Raw genomic sequence first — 20,604 nt, 5'->3', positions numbered from 1 at the left:
CCTTATATGTTTTGGTGATCTTCAGGTCACGGGTGCACTATATGTCAGCTTTCGTGATCGGAAGGTAAATATTTATAGAATATCGCGCGGGCAAGGGCATTCGCCCCGCCCGCAGAAAAACAGGGGCTAGCCCTCGATCTCAAGCGTATGAGAGCGGTTGCCCTTGATATAGGTGAGGCTGTCGGAGGCAATGGATTGCACGCGCCCACCGTCCAGCTTGTCGCCCACTTGAACCTTTGCGAACCGTCCCGAAGGCAGGCGCACAAGGGCGCGCCGGTCGGAGTTCGAGCCATAGACCCCGATCAGGTTGATCTTGCGCAGGTTGATCGCGTTTTGCACCGTTGCGGCGCGGGCCACATTGGCCGGATCGGATTTCGGCAAGGGGCTGTCGGGCACCCGCGCCGTGACCTGTGCGGCAGACGAGGTGCGTGTGGTGCCGGCATCTGCGGCCGCAGCTGCTGCGGCTTCGGCGGCGCGGGCGGCAGCGGCGAGCTTGTCGAAGTTTTGCGGGCGGGGCTTCGGAATGAGCGACACGGTCACGACAGGCGCGGTGCGTGGTTGCTCTTCGGCCCCGCTGTTGCGCGCGTCTTCTTCAGCCAGTTCCTGTGCCGAGGCCGGACGCAGCTTGGGCTGGATGCGGCCAAGCTCTGCACGGGTCATGCCGCTCAGATTGGCTTTCTCGGTGTTCTCCACAAGGCTGTCTGGCCGCAGCTTGGGCTGGAACCCTGCCAGCGCGAGACGCGCGGGGTCGTTCTCGTCCACGGCGGCTGGCGACAAAGCGGCCTCAACCGCTTCGTTGACGGCGCTGCCGGGACGCGGCTGTGGAATGACGTCAGGACGACCGGCATAAACCACCGCGCCATCGGGAGTCACAGTGCCTTCGGGCGTGGCACGGATAAAGCCGTTTTCGTCGTAATCATACCGCGTTCCCGGCGGTGCGGGCGGCAGGGGCGCGCGCGGGGCGGTCTCGCCGATATGACGCGCCGGATCGGGCAGGCCGCCTGCGTCCTGAGAGGCGATGTTCGGATCAATTGAGGCCGTGTAGAGCGCGTTCAGATCGTCTTCGGCGGTCTCGCCGGTGCCGTTTTCAGGAGCCAGCGGCCAGATGCCTGTGGCGGCATATTCGGCTCTCAGGGCCTCCATATCCAGTTCGGCGGCGGCCTCTTGCGAGCCGGGCGGCTCGGGCAGGGCCGCTTGCTCCAGAAGCTCCGGCGTCAGTTCCGGTTCTTCATCCGGTGCGGGCCCGTCTGCAAGCGCGTCGGGAGCCTCTTCGAGGGATGTCTGCGCGGGCAGGGCGGGCGCGTCCTGAGCAGGGGTGGCTTCATCGGCAGAGGGATCCTGCTCAAGCGTGCTGCTGTGTTGCGCGGGTGCGTCTGCCGTGCTGTCCTCGTCGGGCAACATCCCCGCGATCACGCCCACAAGCAGCAGTGCCAGCACCAGCGCAACGGTGAGGATCAGCCCCATGCGGCGCGGGGATTGCCGCTCTGCGCGGGTGCGACGACGTGCGCCAAAGACAGTCAGGGCCTCGGCCTCGTCGCGTGTGTTTTCGACACGGTCCAGTCCGGCGGCGCGATCCGACAGTGGCGCGATCTCGTCACCGGCGACACCATGATCCGCCACAGTTTGCGGCTCTGGGTCTTCGGTGACCTTGTTCACCGAGATTTTCGAAGCCACCTCGGCGGATTGGGGTGCTGTATCTGCGGTTTTCTTGCCCGTTGGCGCAAGGCCGGACAGGGTTTTGAGCGCCCCGAGGGCGGCGCCTTTGGCGGCAGTTTTGGCCGCACTCTTGGCTATGGGGGCTTTCTGCGAGACGGGTTTTGCCGCCACCTTCGGCGCCGGTGTGGGCGCGGGCATGGGCGGCGGTTCCGGCAAAGGCGCGGATTTTCCGGGGCGCGGGGCCTTCGGCTTGGGCGGCTCTACGGGATCGTCCACCGGCACATCGCCGGAAGTCACGGCCACATGGGGATGGCTTTGGACAGGATGGCTTTGGACTGGCTTTTTCGGCGGAACGCTATCCGGAATGTCCTGCGTGGCCGGTCCCAGCCGTTTCGGAGCGGCGACCTGCGGGGCTGCGACCTGCGTGGAGAGGCGGAGCGGTGGCAGCGGGCGTTCGGCTTCTGCCGTGTCTGCCTCATCCTCCGGTGCGCTTTGCGCGTCAGGCTGGTCTTTGGTGGGCTGAGCTTCGGAGGGCTGCTCCACGTCGGGCTGGGCATTGTCCGTGGGCGCGGCGGGCGTTTCCACCGCGACTTCGCTTGCCTCATCCGAGGGGGCATCGACGGTCGCCTCAATCATATCCGCTTCAAGCGTCTTGGCCGCAGGAGCTTCTACCTCGACAGACGCTTGAGTGTCGTCTTCCTGAGCATCGCCTTCAGGCGCGTCAAAAGGCAGTTCCGGCGCTTCGGGGACGTCCTCCACCACAGGCGCGGTGTCGTCGGCCTCAACCGCAATCTCGGCCTCGTCAACCGCAATACCCGCAACCGGAGGCGCGACAGGCAGATCGGCGGGAGGTGGCGGTAGGCGGCGTTTGGGCAGGATGCGGATGGCCTCGTCGTCCGGCTCGATCCGTGTGTCGGGGCCGATCAGCCCATCGGCACTTTGACAGCGCCCGAAAAACGGCTCGCCCTCAAAAGTGCCTGCATCGGGCAGGGCGACGAAGGAAACCGGATTGAACCGATGCTCCGTGGCAAAACTCTCCGCCTCTTCGAGCGTCTCGCGGGCCACCACAGCAATTTGCAACTGTCCGTCATGAACGGTGCTGTCCCAGACCAACTCGTCGAGCGTGTAGGGCGTGGCCCCGTCCAGCTCGGCACGGATCGCGGCGTCACGCGCCTCCGGCCCCGGATCGGGCAGGGTGCGGTAGAGAATCTGGCTGTTCGGAATGACCAGTTTGCTGGCAAGACCTGCGGAGGACACGGATGTGGCCAGTGCGCGCAACTCCGCCAGTTCGCCCGCCATATCGGGGGCATCCAGAGCCACTTCGCCCATATGGTGCCAGCCGCTGGATGCGCGGTGCAATAAAACGATGCCGTCATGGCTGAGGTTGAGGGCAAAATTCGGTTTCATTTCCGTGCGCTGGCTCGATCTTTTAGGTATGGGGCGCACCCTAGCGCAGCTTTCGGACCATGCAAAGTGAAACCGGGCAACTGCGCCAAGATGTTCGGGGGGATGGCGGAACCTTGCCGGGTCACCGCATCCACATTCCGGCTTTCTTGATCCTGTTGCGGATCATTTGTTCCCGTCGCGGCAGGTGGTCGCGGTCGAACATGGCGCGGATTTTCTCACCCTTGGGCTGATAGACCAGCCGCTTGATCGGCTCATATGTCTTGAGCGCCTTCTTGATCCAGTTCGGGGCGGAGACATCGCGCAAGACCTTGACCACATGATCGCTTTCACGGGCAAACAGTAGCGGGAAGGTCCGGTAATGGCAGGAGATCGCACCATCGAGCGTGTCCTCGGGAATGGTGCGCCGCGCGCCGCCGAAGGAATGGATCACCAGCGGCAGGGCAACCTGATCAAGCCACGGGTCGAACACCTGAAGGCTGGCGGCCTCGGGTGGGTTGTCGCGAATCTCCAGCGCGTATTCGAGGAAGCGTTCGCCGAACTTGCGCGGACATTCGTAGAAAAAGAACCCCGCGTTGAAATAGAGGTAGCGTTTCCAGTATTCGTCCGGCTGGCCGAGGTCGAGCGTGCTTTCGAAGTCCAGCCCGAAGCGGTCGTAAAGCGATTTCCAGATGTCTGTGTAGCCCGGCCCGTAAAGCTCGATCTGCGGCCATGTGCCCTCAACCTTGAGTGAGGCACAGGGGCGGGAGAAATCGAAGGGCACAGAGGAGAGCGGGCCGGTGATCAACGTATCGCTGTCGAAAAACACGAACGGCTCGCCTTCGGGCAGGGCCAGCAGGGCTTCGATCTTGTTGCCATAGGGGTAGCTCTGGCCGAAATGGCGGCTCTCGAAAGGCAGGATTTCCGCATCCAGCCGTTTGAAGGCCGCGAGCACATCCGCGTGTTTCATGCGCGGGTCATTGTCCCATTTCTCGCCGGGTTGCGGCTCTGCAATGAACAGCCGGCCTTTGAAGTCGGGGTCCATAGCGCGTAGCGAAGCGGCGAACAAAAGCGCCTCATACATGAGCCGCCCGTCCTGTCCGATGACGACAATGTTGAACGGAACACGATTTTGCGGCTTACTGGACATGGATAGGAACTCTGACTGACAATGAAAATCCGTGGTTCGATACGGGCACTATAGGGCGGCTTATCGTTGATCTAAAGGCTCTAATTCTCATGTAGTTAAAAGGATTGTTTGCAAGATGCGTAAAACTTCACACACTGTTCTGGCCGCGGCCTTCTGTATGACCGCCGCAGGGGCCGGCGCCGAGAACTTCACCACCGCCGCCGAGGTCAAACCGATCCTGCAAGCGACCAAGGCGCAATGGATTGCCGTGCGCAATTACGAAGGGCAGGACCTGTTGTATTTCACCAACCTCCTGAGCTGGCGCTGCGGTTTGACCGAGGTGTTCTATTCGGTGAATGGCGGCGAGATGACACCGTTCCAGATGGAACCCTGCTATCTCGACACAGCCCAACCCAATGCGCTCAAGGCCGAAACCCTCGATGCGATTCTCGTCAGCTTTCCCGCCCGGAGTGTCGAGACCATCGACCTCAACGTGACCTTTGATGACGGCACGTCGGAACAGGCCCATTACGAGCGCAAGGCGGTGGAGATTCAGTAGGGGGTATGAGTGGGTTGGGCCGGATTATTCCGGCCCAATTCATTATTTCAATCGGTTGATCAAGGCCACGAGATAGAAGATCCCTCGAATGAGATCTGATGCCGCATGAATCAAATACCGAAGATCACGCATAATAATGCCTCCGCAAAAACGGTTTTTGTTATGATTGCGACGACGTAGCAAATTCCGTATAAACGGGGTGTTCAGATTGCACTTGGCCGCCGTAATCGGCTTGTTGCGATAGTTTGGCCGCTCCTATTTGGGGCGGCTTTTCTGTTCGCACGCTACATTTATACAAATGCAAAGGGGGGATCGCCAAGAGGAGTGGAGCGATTTGGACTCAAATGAACTGCGGCGGCTCACTTCGTCAATTCGCTACTGGTCCTGATTTACCAATGTATGAATTCAATCCGAGGATAAGTTTTCGGTTGGGTGAGCGCGTAACTGCTCGCATCCGATGTAGAGCGTCGCTCTATTAGGGATGTGGATTGTTCAGTGAAAGTGGTGGGCGACCCTGGAATCGAACCAGGCGTGAGTCTCCTCGGCGGAGTTACAGTCCGCTGCCGCACCTTGCAGCCCGTCGCCCACTTTCACGGTCTGACCTCTTAAGTCCGAAGTCGTTTCCGTTTGTGTGCGGGGTGGATACATTTGGCAGGGGAGGGCGTCAACAGGAAAATGACTTGTCCTTGGAGATTGCCTGCGCCAAGAAGGGTCAGCCTTTCAATCCGGGACAGTAAAGCCATGAAAAAACCCAAATGGGTCGTCGAAAAAGAGCAATCCAAGCGCAAAGCCGCGCAAGAGACCGTGTGGCTCTTCGGGTTGCATGCGGTGCGTGACGCGCTGGTGAATCCGGAACGGCAGAAAATCCGCCTTCTGGTGACGAAGAACGCGCAGGCCAAGCTTGCCGAAGAAATCGACGCTGCCGGAATCACTGTCGAAGAGATCGACCCGCGCAAATTCCACGACCCGCGCAACCACGGTGTGCCGGTTGATCCCGGTTCGGTCCATCAGGGCGCGCTGCTGGAGGTCAAACCGCTGAGCTGGGGCTCTGTCGAGGAGGTCTGTCTGGCCGCAGGCGAGGGGATGCCCACTGTTGTTCTGCTTGATCAGGTGACCGACCCGCATAACGTCGGGGCGATTCTGCGCTCCGCCGAGGTGTTCGGGGCCGAAGCGGTGATTGCCACCGCGCGGCACGCAGCCCCCGAGACGGGGGCGCTGGCAAAGACCGCCTCCGGTGCGCTGGAACGCCAGCCCTATCTGCGGGTGCGCAATCTGTCGGATACAATCACCAAGCTACAGGAGTTGGGTTTCACCTGTCTCGGTCTTGATGGCGAGGCGGAGGAGACGATTGACGCCGCCCTTGCGGATCTGTCGGACCGGCCTGTCGCATTGGTGATGGGGGCCGAAGGGCCGGGGCTGCGGCAAAAGACCAAGGAAACCGTGGACCGGCTTGTCAAAATCCCCTTCGCGCGGGATTTCGGATCACTCAATGTCTCCAACGCCGCCGCCATCGCGCTCTATGCCGCGTCGAAACGGTAAGGCAAAGGGGCAGGTTCACATTCTGTTCACGTTTTTCTGACACGCCCTTCCATATGGGCGCAAAGCCCCTATCTCTTAGGAAGAGACGCGCAGTCTGGAACACGCGCGTTGCTCTCACTGTCCCTCGTTCCATAACTTTGCCCGGGCCGCGTGCCCGGGCTTTTTTCTGTCTCACGCCAAGATTTGGCGGTTGTTGCGCGACGTCACAGGAGAAACTGTGACAGGGCTTTTTTCTTGGGCAAAATGCATTACATTCGAGTCATGATGTATATAGACACCCTCACCGATGCCGACATCACCCGTATCCTCAAGGACACGAAAGTGATCGCCCTTGTGGGCGCCTCTGCCAAACCGGAACGCCCCTCGCACAGGGTGGGAAATTTCCTTGTGTCCATGGGGTATAAGGTGATTCCGGTCAATCCGGGGCAGGCGGGGAGGACGCTGTTTGGCGCGACCTGCGTGGCCTCTTTGTCGGAAATCACCGAACCGGTCGATATGGTCGATATCTTTCGCCGTGCCGAAGAGCTGGGCGCTGTGGTGGACGAGGCGCTGCACACGCTGACAGGGTTGAAATATGTCTGGATGCAGCTTGATCTCGTCAATGAAAAAGCCGCCGCTCTAGCGCGGGCGCAAGGGGCCGAAGTGGTCATGGACCGGTGTCCGGCCATTGAGATCCCGCGCTTGGGGCTATGACAGGGTTTTGAGTATTTAAGCCATCAGAAAGCCGCCGGAGGCCGCGAGGCCGCGAGGTCAGCTCCGCGACGCCTTCTCTGCGATGCCGGAAAGGCCCTGACGCCGCGCCAGTTCGTTGAGTACATCGTCAAGCGCGACATCGCGGGCGGCCAGCATGACGAGCATGTGGTAGAGCACGTCGGCGGCCTCATAGGTGAGGTTGTCGCGGTCGTTCTTTACGGCGGCGATGATCGCCTCCACGGCCTCTTCCCCGAATTTTTCGGCGCATTTTTCCGGTCCTTTGGACAGGAGTTTTGCTGTCCATGAGGTTTCCGGATCCGCGCCCTTGCGCGATGCGATGACGGTTTCAAGCTCGTTTAGCACAGACATGGCGCGTTCCTTAGGTCAGACGCATGGGGATACCCTTGGAGGCCATATAGTCCTTGGCTTCCTGAATGGTGTAATCCCCGAAATGGAAAATAGAGGCGGCGAGAACGGCGCTGGCATGGCCTTCGGTGACGCCTTCGACGAGATGATCGAGCGTGCCGACGCCGCCGGACGCGATGACCGGAATTTTCACCGCATCCGCGATGGTGCGGGTCATGGCGATGTTGAACCCCGCGCGGGTGCCGTCGCGGTCCATAGAGGTCAGGAGAATCTCGCCTGCGCCTTTGCTCTCGATAAGCTTGGCAAATTCCACCGCATCCATCGGGTGCCCGTCCTTGTCGAGCGCGGGTTTGCGCCCGCCGTGGGTGTAGATTGCCCATTTGGTCGGGGTGCCGTCCTCGTCCCATGCAATTGTCTTGGCATCGATTGCGCAGACGATGCACTGGCTGCCAAACCGGTCGGCGGCGCGCGCGATCACGTCGGGGTCGGCCACGGCGGCCGAGTTGAAGGAAACCTTGTCGGCCCCTGCGAGCAGAAGGTTGCGCACATCATCTGTTGTCCGCACCCCGCCGCCGATGGTGAGCGGCATGAAACATTGCTCTGCCGTGCGGGTCGCCAGATCATACATGGTGCCACGGTTCTCGTGGGTGGCGTGGATGTCGAGAAAGCACAGCTCGTCCGCCCCCGCCGCATCATAGGCCCGCGCGCTTTCGACCGGATCACCGGCGTCGATCAGGTCCACGAAATTCACGCCTTTGACCACACGGCCATCGGCCACGTCGAGACAGGGGATGATACGGGTTTTGAGCATGTCGGCTCCTTCGATGCGCGTTCCCCCTGTCTCTACTGCGCTCACGGCTGCGATGCAATCGGGGGCGGGACCTGTCGGGCGATTGAGTGGTGACACGGCTGCAGGCTCAAAGCGGGCGGAAATCCGCGTCTGGCGGAGACGTGACTGGATATATTGCGAAAAATGCATTCGTATCGTGGGAGATGTCAATTTGAGGAGACCCGATATGAAATCCCTACTTCTGGCCAGCGCCATTGCGATGACGGCCACAGGCGCCTTTGCGTCCGAGCTGATCAAGGTTCCGAGCAACAAATCCGTGTCCGCGACCATAGATGCCTTGGAAATGGCCGTGAAAAATGCCGGAGCCACGGTGTTTGCACGGGTTGATCACGCAGCAGGCGCGACCAGCATCGGGTCCGACCTGTCTCCGGCCGAAGTGTTGATTTTCGGCAATCCGAAATTGGGCACCCCTGCGATGGAAGCGGATATTCGCTCCGGCCTGTATCTGCCGCTCAAAGTGCTCGCCTATGAAGACGAAACCGGTCAGGTGTTTTTGACCTATGAAGACCCGGCAGAAATGATGTCGGATCTTGATATTGCCGCCGATGCTCCGTTTGTCACGGGGATGCAGGGCGCTTTGGGCAAACTGTCTGCCGCCGCGACGCAATAGGGTCCGCAGAGTTTGGGGTGCTGCGGGTTAGTCGCGCAGCACCTTCAAAGCCGCCGCCAGATCAATCGCCCCGTCATAGAGCGCGCGGCCGGAAATGGCCCCGTTGAGCGGCGCGCCGCAGGTTTTGAGGTTGCGCAGATCGTCCAGAGACGACACGCCGCCGGAGGCGATCACGGGGATCGACACGGCCCGCGCCAGCGCGGCGGTTTCCTCGATATTCGGCCCCTGCATCGCGCCGTCGCGGTTGATGTCGGTGTAGATGATGGCCGACACGCCCGCATCCTCGAAACTTTTCGCAAGATCGGTGGCGGTCACATCGGTTTCTTCGGCCCAGCCCTTGGTGGCAACCATGCCTTTGCGTGCGTCAATGCCCACAGCCACATGACCGGGGAAGGCGCGGGCCGCTTCGCGCACCAGATCGGGGTTCTCCACCGCGACAGTGCCAAGGATCACACGCTCCAGCCCTTTGGAAAGCCACATCTCGATGGTCGCCATGTCACGGATGCCGCCGCCCAACTGGGCGGGGACTTTGCATTGCTTGAGAATCTCTTCGACAGGGGCGGCGTTGACCGGCTCGCCCGCGAAAGCGCCGTTGAGATCAACCAAATGAAGCCATTCACAGCCCGCCTCGACAAATTCCAGCGCCTGCGCGGCGGGGTTTTCGTTGAACACGGTCGCCTGTTCCATCTCGCCTTTGTAGAGGCGCACGGCATTGCCGTCTTTCAAATCGATGGCGGGATAGAGGATCATGGCGCGAGGCTCCTGTCGTAAAACTGTCGCGCCTCCTTTGGCATGATTGCGCCGGAAATGCAAAACCCGCTTTGAGCGCGATGTGCCGCTGCGTTAATCTTGCCTCAATACGCCGATCCCGCTCAGGGTAGGGGCGTATCAGGGAGGATATAGAATGAAATATTTCGCTTTGGCCGCTTTGGCGGCTCTCGGACTGGCTGGCCCCGCTCTGGCCGCTGATCCGGTGGAGGGGATCTGGAAGACACAAGTGGATGACGGCCACTACGCCCATGTGAAAATCGCCCCGTGCGGTGAACTTATCTGTGGTGTCATCGCCAAGGCTTTCGACGCCAACGGACCGATTGCCTCCGAGAATATCGGCAAGCCGATTGTCTGGGATATGTCCGCCGCCGGTGGTGGCTCCTATAAAAACGGCAAGATCTGGCAACCCTCGACGGGTAAGATTTTCAATTCCAAAATGACACTGTCGGGCAACAGCCTGAAGGTCAAAGGCTGCGTCGGGCCGATCTGCAAGGGACAGACGTGGTCACGGGTGCAGTAGGCGCGCCGTTGATATGAAGTTGATATGAAGAAGGGGCCTCAAACGGGCCCCTTTTGCTTTCTGATGGCAAAAATACTCGAAATCCTACGGCTTCCAGCCCAGGAAATTCGACACGATCCTGAGGCCCGCCCGCTGGCTTTTTTCTGGATGGAACTGACAGCCGATCATGGTGTCGCGGGCGACGATGGCGGTGACTTCCTCGCCATAATCCACATGCGCGATGCGATGCGCCGGATCGGTGACCTTGAAATGGTAGGAATGTACGAAATAGGCATGATCGCCCTCTGACACGCCGTCCAGAACCGGATGGGGGTTCGAAATGTGCAGGTTATTCCAGCCCATATGCGGCACTTTCAGCGCCGGATCGGAGGGGGTGATCTTCACCACCTCGCCACCGATCCAGTCGAAACCGGCGGTGTCTTCATATTCGAGACCGCGTGTGGCCATCATCTGCATCCCGATACAGATGCCCATGAAGGGGCGGCCCTTGGTGGTGACCGCTTCGGAAATCGCCTCGAACAGGCCGGTGTAATCGAAAAGCTGTTTCTTGCAGGCGGGAAAGGCCCCGTCGCCGGGCAGGACGATCCGGTCCGCTTTCGCCACCACATCCGGTTCGGAGGTGACCACGATGGTGCCGGCGCCGGTCTCGCGCGCCATGCGTTCAAAAGCTTTGTGGGCGGAGTGCAGATTGCCGCTGTCGTAATCGACGAGTGCTGTGAGCATGTCTTATCTCTTCTGGATCATGAGAGGGGCTCAGAGCGCCCCCTTCGTGGACGGCAGGCTATCGGCCATGCGCGGGTCGATCTCAAGCGCCATACGCAGCGCACGCGCCACGGATTTGAACGCCGCCTCGGCGATGTGGTGGGAGTTGATGCCATGCACCTTGTCCACATGCAGCGTGATGCCGCCGTGGGTGGAGAGCGCCTGAAAAAACTCGCGCACCAGTTCGGTGTCGAATGTGCCGATCTTGGCGGTTGGGAAATCGACATTCCACACGAGGAAGGGCCGCGCCGACAGATCGAGCGCGGTGGAGACCTGTGTGTCATCCATCGCAAGCGCAAAGTGACCGTAGCGGTAGATGCCCTTTTTGTCGCCAACCGCTTGGGCCAGCGCCTGACCCAGTGCGATGCCGGTGTCCTCGACCGTGTGGTGATCGTCGATATGAGTGTCGCCCTTGGCGCGGATGGTCATGTCGATCAGGGAGTGACGCGACAACTGGTCGAGCATGTGGTCGAAAAATCCCACGCCCGTCTGGTTGTCATAGCTGCCGGTCCCGTCGAGGTTGATGTCGACCGTGATCTGGGTTTCCGCCGTGTGGCGGGTGATGCTTGCCTTGCGCATGGGCTATCCCTTTTTTCGTCATGCTGCTTATACGCGCGGGCAGGGGGCTTTGCCAATGGGCAGACTGTCCATCGTCTGTTTGTGATTCTGTGGTGATGGGCTGTGAGGCTGATCTGGCGTGCGCGCTCGGTTGGGCAGACAGGCAAAGGGGTATGCCAGCCGCCGATCCGTCAGGCTTGGTTCGCCAGTCCTGATCCGCCTGACTTGATCCGCCAGACTGGCCGGAAATGTCGACAGATTTCGATATCCGGAAGGAAATTGGAGCGGGCGAGGCGATTCGAACGCCCGACCCTAACCTTGGCAAGGTTATGCTCTACCCCTGAGCTACGCCCGCTCGCGTCCAGCCTGTCCGTCGGCTCGGTTACGTGATCGGTGGGTGCCGATCGTGAGGTATATACCCGATCCTCTTTGCCTTGCGGCTGGGAGGAAATTGGAGCGGGCGAGGCGATTCGAACGCCCGACCCTAACCTTGGCAAGGTTATGCTCTACCCCTGAGCTACGCCCGCTTCCTTGGGTGAGGCGTGAAATAGGAAATACCGCCGCGACCTGCAAGAGGAAAATTGGATTTGGCGCATTTTTTTCACGCTTTCCCCCGAGAAGCGGGTGAGAGCCACTCTTTTCCTAGCTCAGCGCCAGTCCGATATTGGCCAGAGACAGGAGCAAAAGCAGCGCGAATGTGGAGAGAATACCGTATTTGCGACCCCATTCCTTACCATCTCCCTGCATTCCATAGGCATGAAGCGCGCGGGAGACCAAAAGCGCCACGCCCGCGATGTGGACGGGCAGGGCAGAGGCCCCTTGCGACTCAAGTGCTGCAATCAGGATCAGGGTGATCGGCGCATATTCGTTGAAATTGCCATGTGCACGAATGCGGCGGTTGAGCGTTTCGTCGCCGCCATCCCCGAGGCTTTGTCTGACGGTGAGTCGTTGCTTGATGACGTGGATCGAGAGGAAGAGATAGAGCAGACCGGCAAGACCGGCATAGAGGGCTGTCAGAGTGAGTGTCATGGTATCCATCTTGTTGTTGAGAGGTGGAGGCCTTTGTGCGGACAGACCTGACGAGGGGTCTAACGGAAACACATTCGAAAATCACTATCTGATGGCGCACAGTTGCTGCGCGTCTGACGTAGAGGTCTTTGCCTGTACGGTTTGGGTGGTGTGCGATGGGGTGCGCGCGTTTCGCGTGGGAGGGTTCAGCCCAAGCTGCGCGGATAGTGCATCGTGTTGTGGAATCGCGTCGGCGCGTCGGTCAGATTGCGGTAGCTGTGCGGCTGGTCGGCCTTGAACCGGATCGCCTCGCCCGCAGGGATGCGGGTCCACGGTCCGTCGGTCTGGAGTTCCAGCGTGCCTTCGGTGACGAAAATATCTTCCACCACGCCCGCGTCATGGGGGTGGGAGACATGGGTTTGTCCGGGGTTGAGCGTGATCAGAAAGCTCTCGGAGCCGAGCGCGGGATCATAGGGGAACAGCGTGCGAAACCCGATGCTTTCGGGAAAGCTCACCGGAGCAGGGGGCTTGGATGCTGTGCTATCGAGAAACGCGGTGAGCGGCAGGTGAAACCCCTTGGCTAGTTTCCACAGGGTGATGAGCGTCGGAGAGGATTCCCCGCGTTCGATCTGGCCCAGCATGGCCTTGCTCACCCCCGTGCGCTCTGCCGCCTGTGCGAGGCTCAGTCTGGCTTCGGAGCGAATGGCCTTGAGATTGATTTTTGGAGTTTCCGGTTCCATCGCTCACCCTGATCGCAAATTGCGCTTGTGCGTTATAGCGTCCGTACGCTATAGCGGTCGCGGGCGTTATAGCGCACGGATGGCCGCACGCCAAGCCCTTCTCGCGCCGACACTTGTCCGACACAAAGCAGACAGGGTGCAGATACATGGAGAGATCATGTCAGGACTGAAACTTTCCCACATCGTCTCCGGCGCCATCGCCGTGCTTCTGGCCTATACCAGCAGCGCTGCGATTGTGTTTCAGGCCATCGATACGTTGGGCGCGACACAGGCAGAGGCCAACAGCTGGATGCTGGTGCTGGGGCTGGGCATGGGGCTTTCGACACTCGTTCTGACCCTGCGCTACAAGATGCCGATTCTCACCGCATGGTCCACGCCGGGGGCGGCGCTTCTGGTGATCAGCCTGCAAGGCGTGCCTATGGGAGAAGCCATTGGAGCCTTTGTTTTTTGTGGTCTTTTGCTGACATTGACAGGGCTGACCGGATGGTTCGAAAAGATATCCCGTTTCATCCCCGACGCCATTGGCAGCGCGATGCTGGCAGGCATCCTGTTCCGCTTCGGTCTCGGGATTTTCGCCTCGATGGAAGACAACCTGCCGCTGGTGGCGGTGATGTGTGTGACCTATCTTCTGGGGCGACGTTTCTTTGCGCGGTTTGCCATTCCCTCCGTTCTGCTGGCGGGCATTGTGTTTTGCGCGCTGACAGGGGCGTTTGCGACGGGGGAGAGTTTTGATCTGTCGCTTGCGCAACCGGTGTTCACCATGCCCGTCTTTTCGCTTTCCGCCCTGATTGGCATCGCCCTGCCGCTCTATATCGTCACCATGTCTTCGCAGAACATGCCAGGCGTCGTGACGCTGAAAGCGGCGGGTTATCAGCCGCCAGTGTCCTCCGCGATCACGGTGACGGGGCTTGCGACCCTGATCCTCGCGCCGTTTGGCGGCTATGCCTTCAACCTTGCTGCGATCACGGCGGCGATCTGTGCGGGGCCGGAAGCGGATGAAAACCCCGCGACGCGCTGGAAGGCGGCGATGGTTACGGGGGTGATCTATTGTATCGTGGGGCTTATGGGCGCGGCAGTGATCAGCCTCTTTCTGATTGCACCGAACGCGCTTGTGGTCACGGTTGCAGGGCTGGCGCTTTTGAACACGGTTGCGGGCAGCTTGAGTGCTGCGCTCAAAGAGGTGGACCAACGCGAAGCGGCTCTTGTGACCTTTATGACCACGGTGTCGGGGATCAGCTTTATGAGCATCGGAGCGCCGGTCTGGGCGCTTCTGTTCGGCGGGCTGACGTCTTTGGTTCTGACGCGCAAGACGGCCGTCAAAGCATAGTTACAGACTTGATTTTGCCTGTAAAAAAGCCCCGCTGACTGGCGGGGCTTTCCTGTTCTATGTGCCTCGAATGCGGCGCGAGGGGCGTTATTCGAATTCGATCAGCAAATCCTTCGCGTCGATCTGCGAGCCGGGGGCGACATGGGCGGCTTTCACCGTGCCATCGTGGTCGGCGGTGATGGAGGTCTCCATCTTCATCGCCTCGATGGTCAAAAGCACATCGCCTTTCTTCACCGCCTGTCCGGACACCACCGCAACCGTTGCGACAACGCCCGGCATCGGTGCGCCGACATGTTTCGGGTTGCCCAGCTCGGCCTTGGCATTGGCCACCACAGAGGAGGCCACAGAGCGGTCTTTCACGCGCACGGTGCGCGGCTGGCCGTTCAGCTCGAAGAACACTTTGACCTCGCCCAGTTCATTGGGATCGGACACTGCCTGACACCGGATTTCCAGCGTCACGCCGGGGTCGATGGAGGCGGAGATTTCCTCGCCTTCTTCCATGCCGTAGAAGAAATTCTTCGTCGGCAGCGAGCGCACCGGCCCGTATTGTTCGTGGCGGGTGACGTAATCGGAGAAGACTTTCGGATACATCAGGTAGCCGTTGAAATCCTCGTCGTCGAAGTCTTCGTCGGGGAATTTCTCGGCCAGTTCGGCACGCAGAGCGGCGAAATCGGCGGGCGGCAGGTGTAGCCCCGGACGTTCGAGATTGGGTTTTTCCTTGCCCAGCACCTTTTTGACGATCTTGTCGGGGAAGCCGCCAGGGGGCTGGCCGAGATTGCCGCGCATCATATCGACGACACTGTCGGGGAAGGCCACGTCATGTTTGGGGTCTTCAACCTCGTCGCGGGTGAGCCCTTGGGACACCATCATCAGGGCCATGTCGCCCACGACCTTGGAGCTTGGCGTCACCTTCACAATGTCACCGAACATCATGTTCACATCGGCATAGGCCTGTGCGACCTCGTGCCAGCGATCTTCCAGCCCCAAAGAGCGGGCCTGTGCCTTGAGGTTGGTGAACTGACCGCCGGGCATCTCGTGGAGATAGACCTCGGAGGCAGGGGCCTGAAGGCTTGCCTCGAAGGCCGCATATTGCCCGCGCACAGCTTCCCAGTAGTTCGACATTTCGCGGATCGCACCGATGTCGAGACCGGTGTTGCGCTCGTGGAAACGCAGGGCTTCGACGATCGAGCCCAAGGTTGGCTGCGAGGTGTTGCCGGAGAGCGCATCCATCGCTGCATCCACCGCATCGACACCCGCATCTGCGGCGGCCAGAACCGTCGCAATGGCGGCGCCTGACGTGTCATGGGTGTGGAAGTGGATCGGCAGGCCGACCTCTTCTTTCAGCGCCTTGACCAGCATCCCCGCCTGTGTCGGCTTCAGCAGGCCCGCCATGTCCTTGAGGCCCAGAACATGCGCACCTGCGGCTTCAAGTTCTTTGGCCATTTTGACATAGTAGTCGAGCGTGTATTTCGGACGTGTCGGGTCCAGAAGGTCGCCGGTGTAACAGATCGTGCCTTCACAGACCTTGCCGGAATCAATGACCGCATCCATCGCCACACGCATGTTCTCGACCCAGTTGAGACTGTCGAACACGCGGAAGACATCGACGCCGGTCTCGGCGGCCTGCCGCACGAACTCCTGCACCACATTGTCGGGATAGTTGGTGTAGCCCACGCCGTTGGAGGCGCGCAAAAGCATCTGGGTCATGATGTTGGGCATACGTTCGCGAATGTCGCGCAGGCGCTGCCACGGACATTCCTGCAAGAACCGGTATGCCACATCAAAGGTCGCGCCACCCCAGCATTCCACGGAGAACAGCCCCGACAGATTGGCCGCATAGGCGGGGGCTGCGTTCACCATGTCGATGGAACGCATACGCGTCGCCAGAAGCGACTGGTGCCCGTCGCGCATGGTGGTGTCGGTGATCAAAAGCTGTTTTTGCGCCCGCATCCAGTCGGCAACAGCCTGCGCCCCTTTTTCCTCCAGGAGTTGACGTGTGCCGACAGGCGGGGTCTGGGCCGCGGTTCTGGGGGCGACGGGCGTGCGCGCATCGGCGGCGGGCTTGGCCCGTCCGAGGGTCTCGGGATGGCCGTTCACGGTGATATCCGCGAGATAGGTCAGCAGCTTGGTCGCGCGGTCGCGGCGCGGTTTGAAATCGAACAGTTCCGGCGTCGTGTCGATGAACTTCGTGGTGTATTCATTCGACAGGAACACCGGATGTTTCAACAGGTTCTCGACGAAGGCAATGTTGGTCGACACGCCACGAATCCGGAATTCGCGCAAGGCCCGATCCATTCGCGCAATCGCCGCCTCCGGTGTGCGCGCCCATGCGGTCACCTTGGTCAGCAGACTGTCATAGTAGCGCGTGATCACCGCGCCGGAATAGGCCGTCCCGCCATCGAGACGGATGCCCATGCCCGTGGCCGAGCGGTAGGTGGTGATGCGGCCATAATCGGGGATGAAATTGTTGGTCGGGTCTTCGGTCGTCACACGGGTCTGAAGCGCGTGGCCGTCGAGTTTCACGTCATACTGGCTGGCAACGCCTGTCGCTTCGGTGAGGCTCTTGCCCTCGGCGATCAGGATTTGCGCGCGCACAATGTCGATGCCGGTGACTTCCTCGGTCACGGTGTGTTCGACCTGCACGCGGGGATTCACTTCGATGAAGTAGAATCTGCCGGTCTCCATATCCATCAGGAATTCGACCGTGCCGGCGCATTCGTAATGCACATGCTCACAGATTCGCTTGCCCAAGGCGCACAGCTCTTCGCGCTGGGCGGGGGAGAGGAAGGGAGCAGGGGCGCGTTCAACCACCTTTTGGTTGCGGCGTTGCACAGAACAGTCGCGCTCGTAGAGGTGGTAGATATTGCCGTGGCTGTCACCGAGGATCTGCACCTCGACGTGGCGCGCCTTGATGATCATCTTCTCAAGGTAGCCCTCGCCATTGCCAAAGGCGGCCTCGGCCTCGCGGCGGCCTTCCTTGACCTTTTCTTCAAGCTCTTCGACATTTTCAATCGGCCGCATCCCGCGTCCGCCACCGCCCCAAGAGGCCTTGAGCATCAGAGGAAAGCTGATCTTTTCTGCCTCTGCGCGAATTTGGTCGAAATCATCGCCCAGAACTTCCGTGGCGGGAATGACGGGCACGCCCGCTTCGATCGCGACCTTGCGAGCGGAGGCCTTGTCACCCAACTCGCGCATGGTTTTGGCTTTCGGTCCGATAAAGGTGATACCCGCCTCAACGCAGGCATCGACGAAATCGGGGTTCTCGGAAAGCAGTCCATAGCCGGGGTGGATCGCATCTGCGCCGGACAGTTTGGCGACGCGGATAATTTCTTCGATAGAGAGATAGGCCGCGACAGGCCCCATTCCTTCGCCGATCTTGTAGGCTTCGTCCGCCTTGAACCGGTGCAGGGACAGTTTGTCCTCTTCGGCATAGATTGCGACGGTGCGTTTGCCCAATTCATTGGCGGCACGCATCACGCGGATGGCGATTTCTCCTCGGTTGGCGATCAGAACTTTCTGAAATTCGGCCATGGCAAGCTTCCCCTCTTGCTATTTTTTAATCAGCGTAGTGATTTCTGCGGTGCAGTAAATCCCCAATTCCCCTGTCGTGTCGCACGGGCACGGGGGAGGGCGAAGCCGAGGGATGAGGATTTTTGCCGCAGCCCCTGAAAACATAGGGAAATTTGCAGGATTTGCAGTGCAAATCCTATGTGTTAGCAAATCAACCCTGTCGGGATTTACGGCTTTGCAAAACCGCAATTTCAGAGAATCAAGTCGCCTCATCCCGTGCGGGAGCGCTGCGCGCACTCAGGGGAAGCTCGCGCAGGAACAGTGCTATGACCAGCCCCGCAAACGCCAATCCCGCCGCAATCCAGTAGACAGGATGCAGCGCCTCGGAGACGGTTTGCGCGACGAGGGTTTGGGCCTCTGCAGGCAAGGTGGCGAGGATTTGCGGCCCCAATTCTGCGGCATTTGCCAAGCCCTCCACCGGCGCGCCGCCCATGAGGCTGGCCATGCGGGATGCGAACAGTGCGCCAAACAGTGCAACGGCAATCGACCCGCCCACCTGACGGAACATCAGCCCCGCCGCCGTAGCCGTTCCGATCTGGTGGCGGTCTACGCTGTTTTGCACCGCCGTCGTGACCACGGGGAAGATACAGCCCATGCCCGCGCCAAGCCCTGCCAGCGACAGCCAGAGCTGCCATGAGGGCATCTCCGGCGACAGACGTGTCAGGGAGAGCAGAGCAAGCGTGGCGAGGCTCAGGCCGATTTTCGGCAGGAGGCGGTAGCGTCCGGTACGGCCCATATACTGACCCGAGAAGGTGGAGGTGCACAGGATGCCGAAGGTCATGGGGATGAGTTGCAGTCCCGATTGGGTGGCGCTGGCGCCTTTGGCCATTTGCAAAAAGACCGGAATGAAAGTCAGTGCGCCGAACATTAACGCCCCCGAGATGAAGGAGATCATGGAGCAAATAGTGAAGACATTCATCTTGAACAGAGCCATCGGGAGGATCGGTTCGTTGGCCTTGCGCTCAATGGCGATAAAGCCGAGCGTGGCGGTCACAAACACGGCCATCAGTCCCAACCCGATTGGGCCTGTGAGGGCAAATTCCTTGCCTCCCAGAGCGGTCAGAAGCACGATGGAAGATAAGGACAGGGTGAGCGCTGCGGCCCCTGCGTAGTCGATCTTGTGCTGAACCCGTTTGCCCAAGGGTTTGAAGCCGAAGATAAAACCCGCAAGGGCCAGCGCGCCCACCGGCAGGTTGATGTAGAAAATCCAGTGCCATGACAGCGTGTCCACAAACCAGCCGCCCAGAAGCGGTCCGGCGACGGAGGACACTCCGAACACACCTGCGAAGACGCCTTGGATCTTGCCGCGTTCCTTGGGCGGGATCACATCCCCGATGATGGAAAGCGCCAGGACGAACAGCCCGCCGCCGCCCAAGCCCTGAAGCGCGCGTGCGGCGATGAGAAAACCCATAGAGCCGGACATGCCACAGAGCACGGAGCCGGTCAGAAACAGTGTGACTGAAAAGATCACTACGTTCCGCCGCCCGAAAAGATCGCCGAATTTTCCATAGAGCGGCGCGACGATGGTGGAAGCGAGGATATAGGCGGTGACCACCCATGACAGATGCTCAAGCCCGCCGAGGTCCGCCACGATGGTCGGCAGCGCCGTGGAGACGATGGTCTGGTCGAGAGAGGCCAGCAGCAACAGAACCGCAACCGAACTGATCACCAGCGCGACGGAGGTCTCCTCTGCGGGATGTTCATACGTGGACGCGGGCTGATCTGTCGATTTGGGGCTGTTGTGCGGTGCGGACATGAAAACTCCTTTGCCCCGTCAGGGCACGGCCCGCGGGTTTTGCGCAGATAGCGTCAATTCTAAATATATGTCAATAGCACATAAGTGTGTATGGCATGTAATTGACATGCGCATATTTTCATGCAACTCCCTTTGCATGATCGAAGATGACACACAGCCAAGCCCTCCCCGAAGCGACCCCGACACCCGTGCGGGCGATCCGCGCATTCATGCTGGCGTGCCGGATTTCCTGACGGATCAGGGGTTTTCCGACCCCGCCGTGATGGCGCTACTGGACCTTGATCTGGCCCTGTTCCGCTGGCGGCGCATGGCGGAAAAGGGCGAGTTCAAAGGCAAGGTGATGCAGGGCATGTCCGAACCGCTGGAACCCGCGATCTTGCAAGGGCTTCTGTCCATCGCGCAAATCTCTGCCGGTTTGGGGCGCGACAAGGCCGAGTTGCCTACCATCGGCATGGTGGCGGAGGTCATGTCGGTCGACCCGTCCCGCGCATCGCGTATCGTCTCCGAACTGGTGTCGCGCGGCTATGTGGCGCGGCAGGCGGTGCAGGAAGATGCCCGCAAATCCGTTCTGGTCATGACGCCGAAATCCAGGGACTTTTTGCGGGAGTTCACCCTGTCGAAATGGCGTATTATGGCGCAGGTCTTCGAGGGCTGGAGTGGCGAGGATATCTCTGATTTCTCCCGCCTCTTTGCGCGCTATGTGGGTGGCTTGGTCAAGGCTGTGTCGCCTTCTGACGAGACACCCTGAATCGGTCGGCGCGGCGTTCATTTTGAGAACAATTGCAGAACGTGCTTTTCCTTGGCGCG

General features: G+C 60.3%; 18 protein-coding genes and 3 tRNA genes. 7 read left to right on the top strand and 14 right to left on the bottom strand.

What is annotated here, in order from left to right; all coding sequences use genetic code 11:
• Positions 1–126 precede the first annotated feature (126 nt).
• Both KO492_RS15360 and KO492_RS15355 read right to left on the bottom strand, forming a co-directional pair.
• Positions 127–3,063 (bottom strand): hypothetical protein, encoded by a 2,937-nt coding sequence (locus tag KO492_RS15360; RefSeq protein WP_216045743.1) that lies wholly within the window; start codon positions 3,061–3,063, stop codon positions 127–129.
• Positions 3,064–3,184: 121 nt separating this feature from the next.
• Positions 3,185–4,189, bottom strand: coding sequence for a hypothetical protein (locus tag KO492_RS15355; RefSeq protein WP_216045742.1), 1,005 nt, complete (start codon positions 4,187–4,189; stop codon positions 3,185–3,187).
• Between the two features lie 115 nt (positions 4,190–4,304).
• On the opposite strand from KO492_RS15355, the gene KO492_RS15350 reads away from it, so the two are divergent.
• The gene (locus KO492_RS15350) at positions 4,305–4,727 is read left to right on the top strand and encodes a hypothetical protein (RefSeq protein ID WP_252735544.1); all 423 of its coding nucleotides are present in this window, start codon (positions 4,305–4,307) and stop codon (positions 4,725–4,727) included.
• 502 nt (positions 4,728–5,229) lie between these two features.
• On the opposite strand, the gene KO492_RS15345 is transcribed toward KO492_RS15350, so the two are convergent.
• Positions 5,230–5,313 (bottom strand) — tRNA-Tyr (locus KO492_RS15345).
• Between the two features lie 155 nt (positions 5,314–5,468).
• On the opposite strand from KO492_RS15345, the gene rlmB reads away from it, so the two are divergent.
• Both rlmB and KO492_RS15335 read left to right on the top strand, forming a co-directional pair.
• Positions 5,469–6,266, top strand: coding sequence for a 23S rRNA (guanosine(2251)-2'-O)-methyltransferase RlmB (rlmB, locus tag KO492_RS15340; RefSeq protein WP_216045741.1), 798 nt, complete (start codon positions 5,469–5,471; stop codon positions 6,264–6,266).
• A gap of 261 nt (positions 6,267–6,527) precedes the next feature.
• Positions 6,528–6,959, top strand: coding sequence for a CoA-binding protein (locus KO492_RS15335; RefSeq protein ID WP_354668247.1), 432 nt, complete (start codon positions 6,528–6,530; stop codon positions 6,957–6,959).
• 57 nt (positions 6,960–7,016) lie between these two features.
• On the opposite strand, the gene KO492_RS15330 is transcribed toward KO492_RS15335, so the two are convergent.
• Together KO492_RS15330 and hisF are read right to left on the bottom strand one after the other, a co-directional pair.
• Entirely contained in the window at positions 7,017–7,328 is a 312-nt protein-coding gene (locus KO492_RS15330; protein ID WP_066600874.1) for a phosphoribosyl-ATP diphosphatase, read from the bottom strand.
• Positions 7,329–7,338: 10 nt separating this feature from the next.
• The gene (gene hisF / locus KO492_RS15325) at positions 7,339–8,136 is read right to left on the bottom strand and encodes an imidazole glycerol phosphate synthase subunit HisF (RefSeq protein ID WP_216045740.1); all 798 of its coding nucleotides are present in this window, start codon (positions 8,134–8,136) and stop codon (positions 7,339–7,341) included.
• A 205-nt stretch (positions 8,137–8,341) separates the two neighbouring features.
• Here hisF and KO492_RS15320 point away from each other — a divergent pair, with 205 nt between their 5' ends.
• Positions 8,342–8,785 carry a DUF302 domain-containing protein gene (locus KO492_RS15320; protein ID WP_216045739.1) on the top strand — a complete coding sequence of 148 codons (444 nt, stop codon included), beginning with the start codon at positions 8,342–8,344 and terminating at the stop codon, positions 8,783–8,785.
• A gap of 27 nt (positions 8,786–8,812) precedes the next feature.
• Here KO492_RS15320 and hisA read toward each other — a convergent pair whose 3' ends face one another.
• The gene (gene hisA, locus KO492_RS15315; protein ID WP_216045738.1) at positions 8,813–9,535 is read right to left on the bottom strand and encodes a 1-(5-phosphoribosyl)-5-[(5-phosphoribosylamino)methylideneamino]imidazole-4-carboxamide isomerase; all 723 of its coding nucleotides are present in this window, start codon (positions 9,533–9,535) and stop codon (positions 8,813–8,815) included.
• A gap of 154 nt (positions 9,536–9,689) precedes the next feature.
• Between hisA and KO492_RS15310 the strand changes: the two genes are divergently transcribed.
• Positions 9,690–10,076, top strand: coding sequence for a DUF2147 domain-containing protein (locus tag KO492_RS15310; protein ID WP_216045737.1), 387 nt, complete (start codon positions 9,690–9,692; stop codon positions 10,074–10,076).
• 84 nt (positions 10,077–10,160) lie between these two features.
• On the opposite strand, the gene hisH is transcribed toward KO492_RS15310, so the two are convergent.
• The 6 genes from hisH to KO492_RS15280 all read right to left on the bottom strand — a co-directional run bounded on the left by hisH (position 10,161) and on the right by KO492_RS15280 (position 13,144).
• Complete coding sequence (gene hisH, locus KO492_RS15305; protein ID WP_216045736.1) at positions 10,161–10,799, bottom strand: imidazole glycerol phosphate synthase subunit HisH; 639 nt, start codon at positions 10,797–10,799, stop codon at positions 10,161–10,163.
• Between the two features lie 30 nt (positions 10,800–10,829).
• Positions 10,830–11,417: an imidazoleglycerol-phosphate dehydratase HisB gene (gene hisB / locus KO492_RS15300; protein WP_216045735.1), complete on the bottom strand. Its 588-nt coding sequence runs from the start codon at positions 11,415–11,417 to the stop codon at positions 10,830–10,832.
• A 259-nt stretch (positions 11,418–11,676) separates the two neighbouring features.
• Positions 11,677–11,751: transfer RNA gene (locus tag KO492_RS15295), tRNA-Gly, on the bottom strand.
• 97 nt (positions 11,752–11,848) lie between these two features.
• Positions 11,849–11,923 (bottom strand) — tRNA-Gly (locus KO492_RS15290).
• 115 nt (positions 11,924–12,038) lie between these two features.
• A complete protein-coding gene (locus KO492_RS15285) occupies positions 12,039–12,425 on the bottom strand; it encodes an MAPEG family protein (protein ID WP_216045734.1) in 387 nt (128 codons plus the stop codon).
• Positions 12,426–12,610: 185 nt separating this feature from the next.
• Complete coding sequence (locus tag KO492_RS15280; RefSeq protein WP_216045733.1) at positions 12,611–13,144, bottom strand: helix-turn-helix domain-containing protein; 534 nt, start codon at positions 13,142–13,144, stop codon at positions 12,611–12,613.
• A gap of 154 nt (positions 13,145–13,298) precedes the next feature.
• Here KO492_RS15280 and KO492_RS15275 point away from each other — a divergent pair, with 154 nt between their 5' ends.
• Entirely contained in the window at positions 13,299–14,471 is a 1,173-nt protein-coding gene (locus tag KO492_RS15275; protein WP_216045949.1) for a benzoate/H(+) symporter BenE family transporter, read from the top strand.
• Between the two features lie 87 nt (positions 14,472–14,558).
• Here KO492_RS15275 and KO492_RS15270 read toward each other — a convergent pair whose 3' ends face one another.
• A complete protein-coding gene (locus KO492_RS15270; RefSeq protein WP_216045732.1) occupies positions 14,559–18,002 on the bottom strand; it encodes a pyruvate carboxylase in 3,444 nt (1,147 codons plus the stop codon).
• Between the two features lie 238 nt (positions 18,003–18,240).
• Positions 18,241–19,797, bottom strand: a complete 1,557-nt coding sequence (locus KO492_RS15265) for an MDR family MFS transporter (RefSeq protein ID WP_216045731.1) — start codon at positions 19,795–19,797, stop codon at positions 18,241–18,243.
• 136 nt (positions 19,798–19,933) lie between these two features.
• Here KO492_RS15265 and KO492_RS15260 point away from each other — a divergent pair, with 136 nt between their 5' ends.
• Positions 19,934–20,545 carry a MarR family winged helix-turn-helix transcriptional regulator gene (locus KO492_RS15260; protein ID WP_216045730.1) on the top strand — a complete coding sequence of 204 codons (612 nt, stop codon included), beginning with the start codon at positions 19,934–19,936 and terminating at the stop codon, positions 20,543–20,545.
• Positions 20,546–20,604 lie beyond the last annotated feature (59 nt).

The sequence above is a fragment of the Celeribacter halophilus genome (assembly GCF_018860305.1).
GTDB classification, from domain to species: Bacteria; Pseudomonadota; Alphaproteobacteria; order Rhodobacterales; family Rhodobacteraceae; genus Celeribacter; species Celeribacter halophilus_A.
The sequence above is the reverse complement of the archived record's forward strand: the minus strand, read 5'-3'. Positions and strand labels throughout refer to the sequence as shown.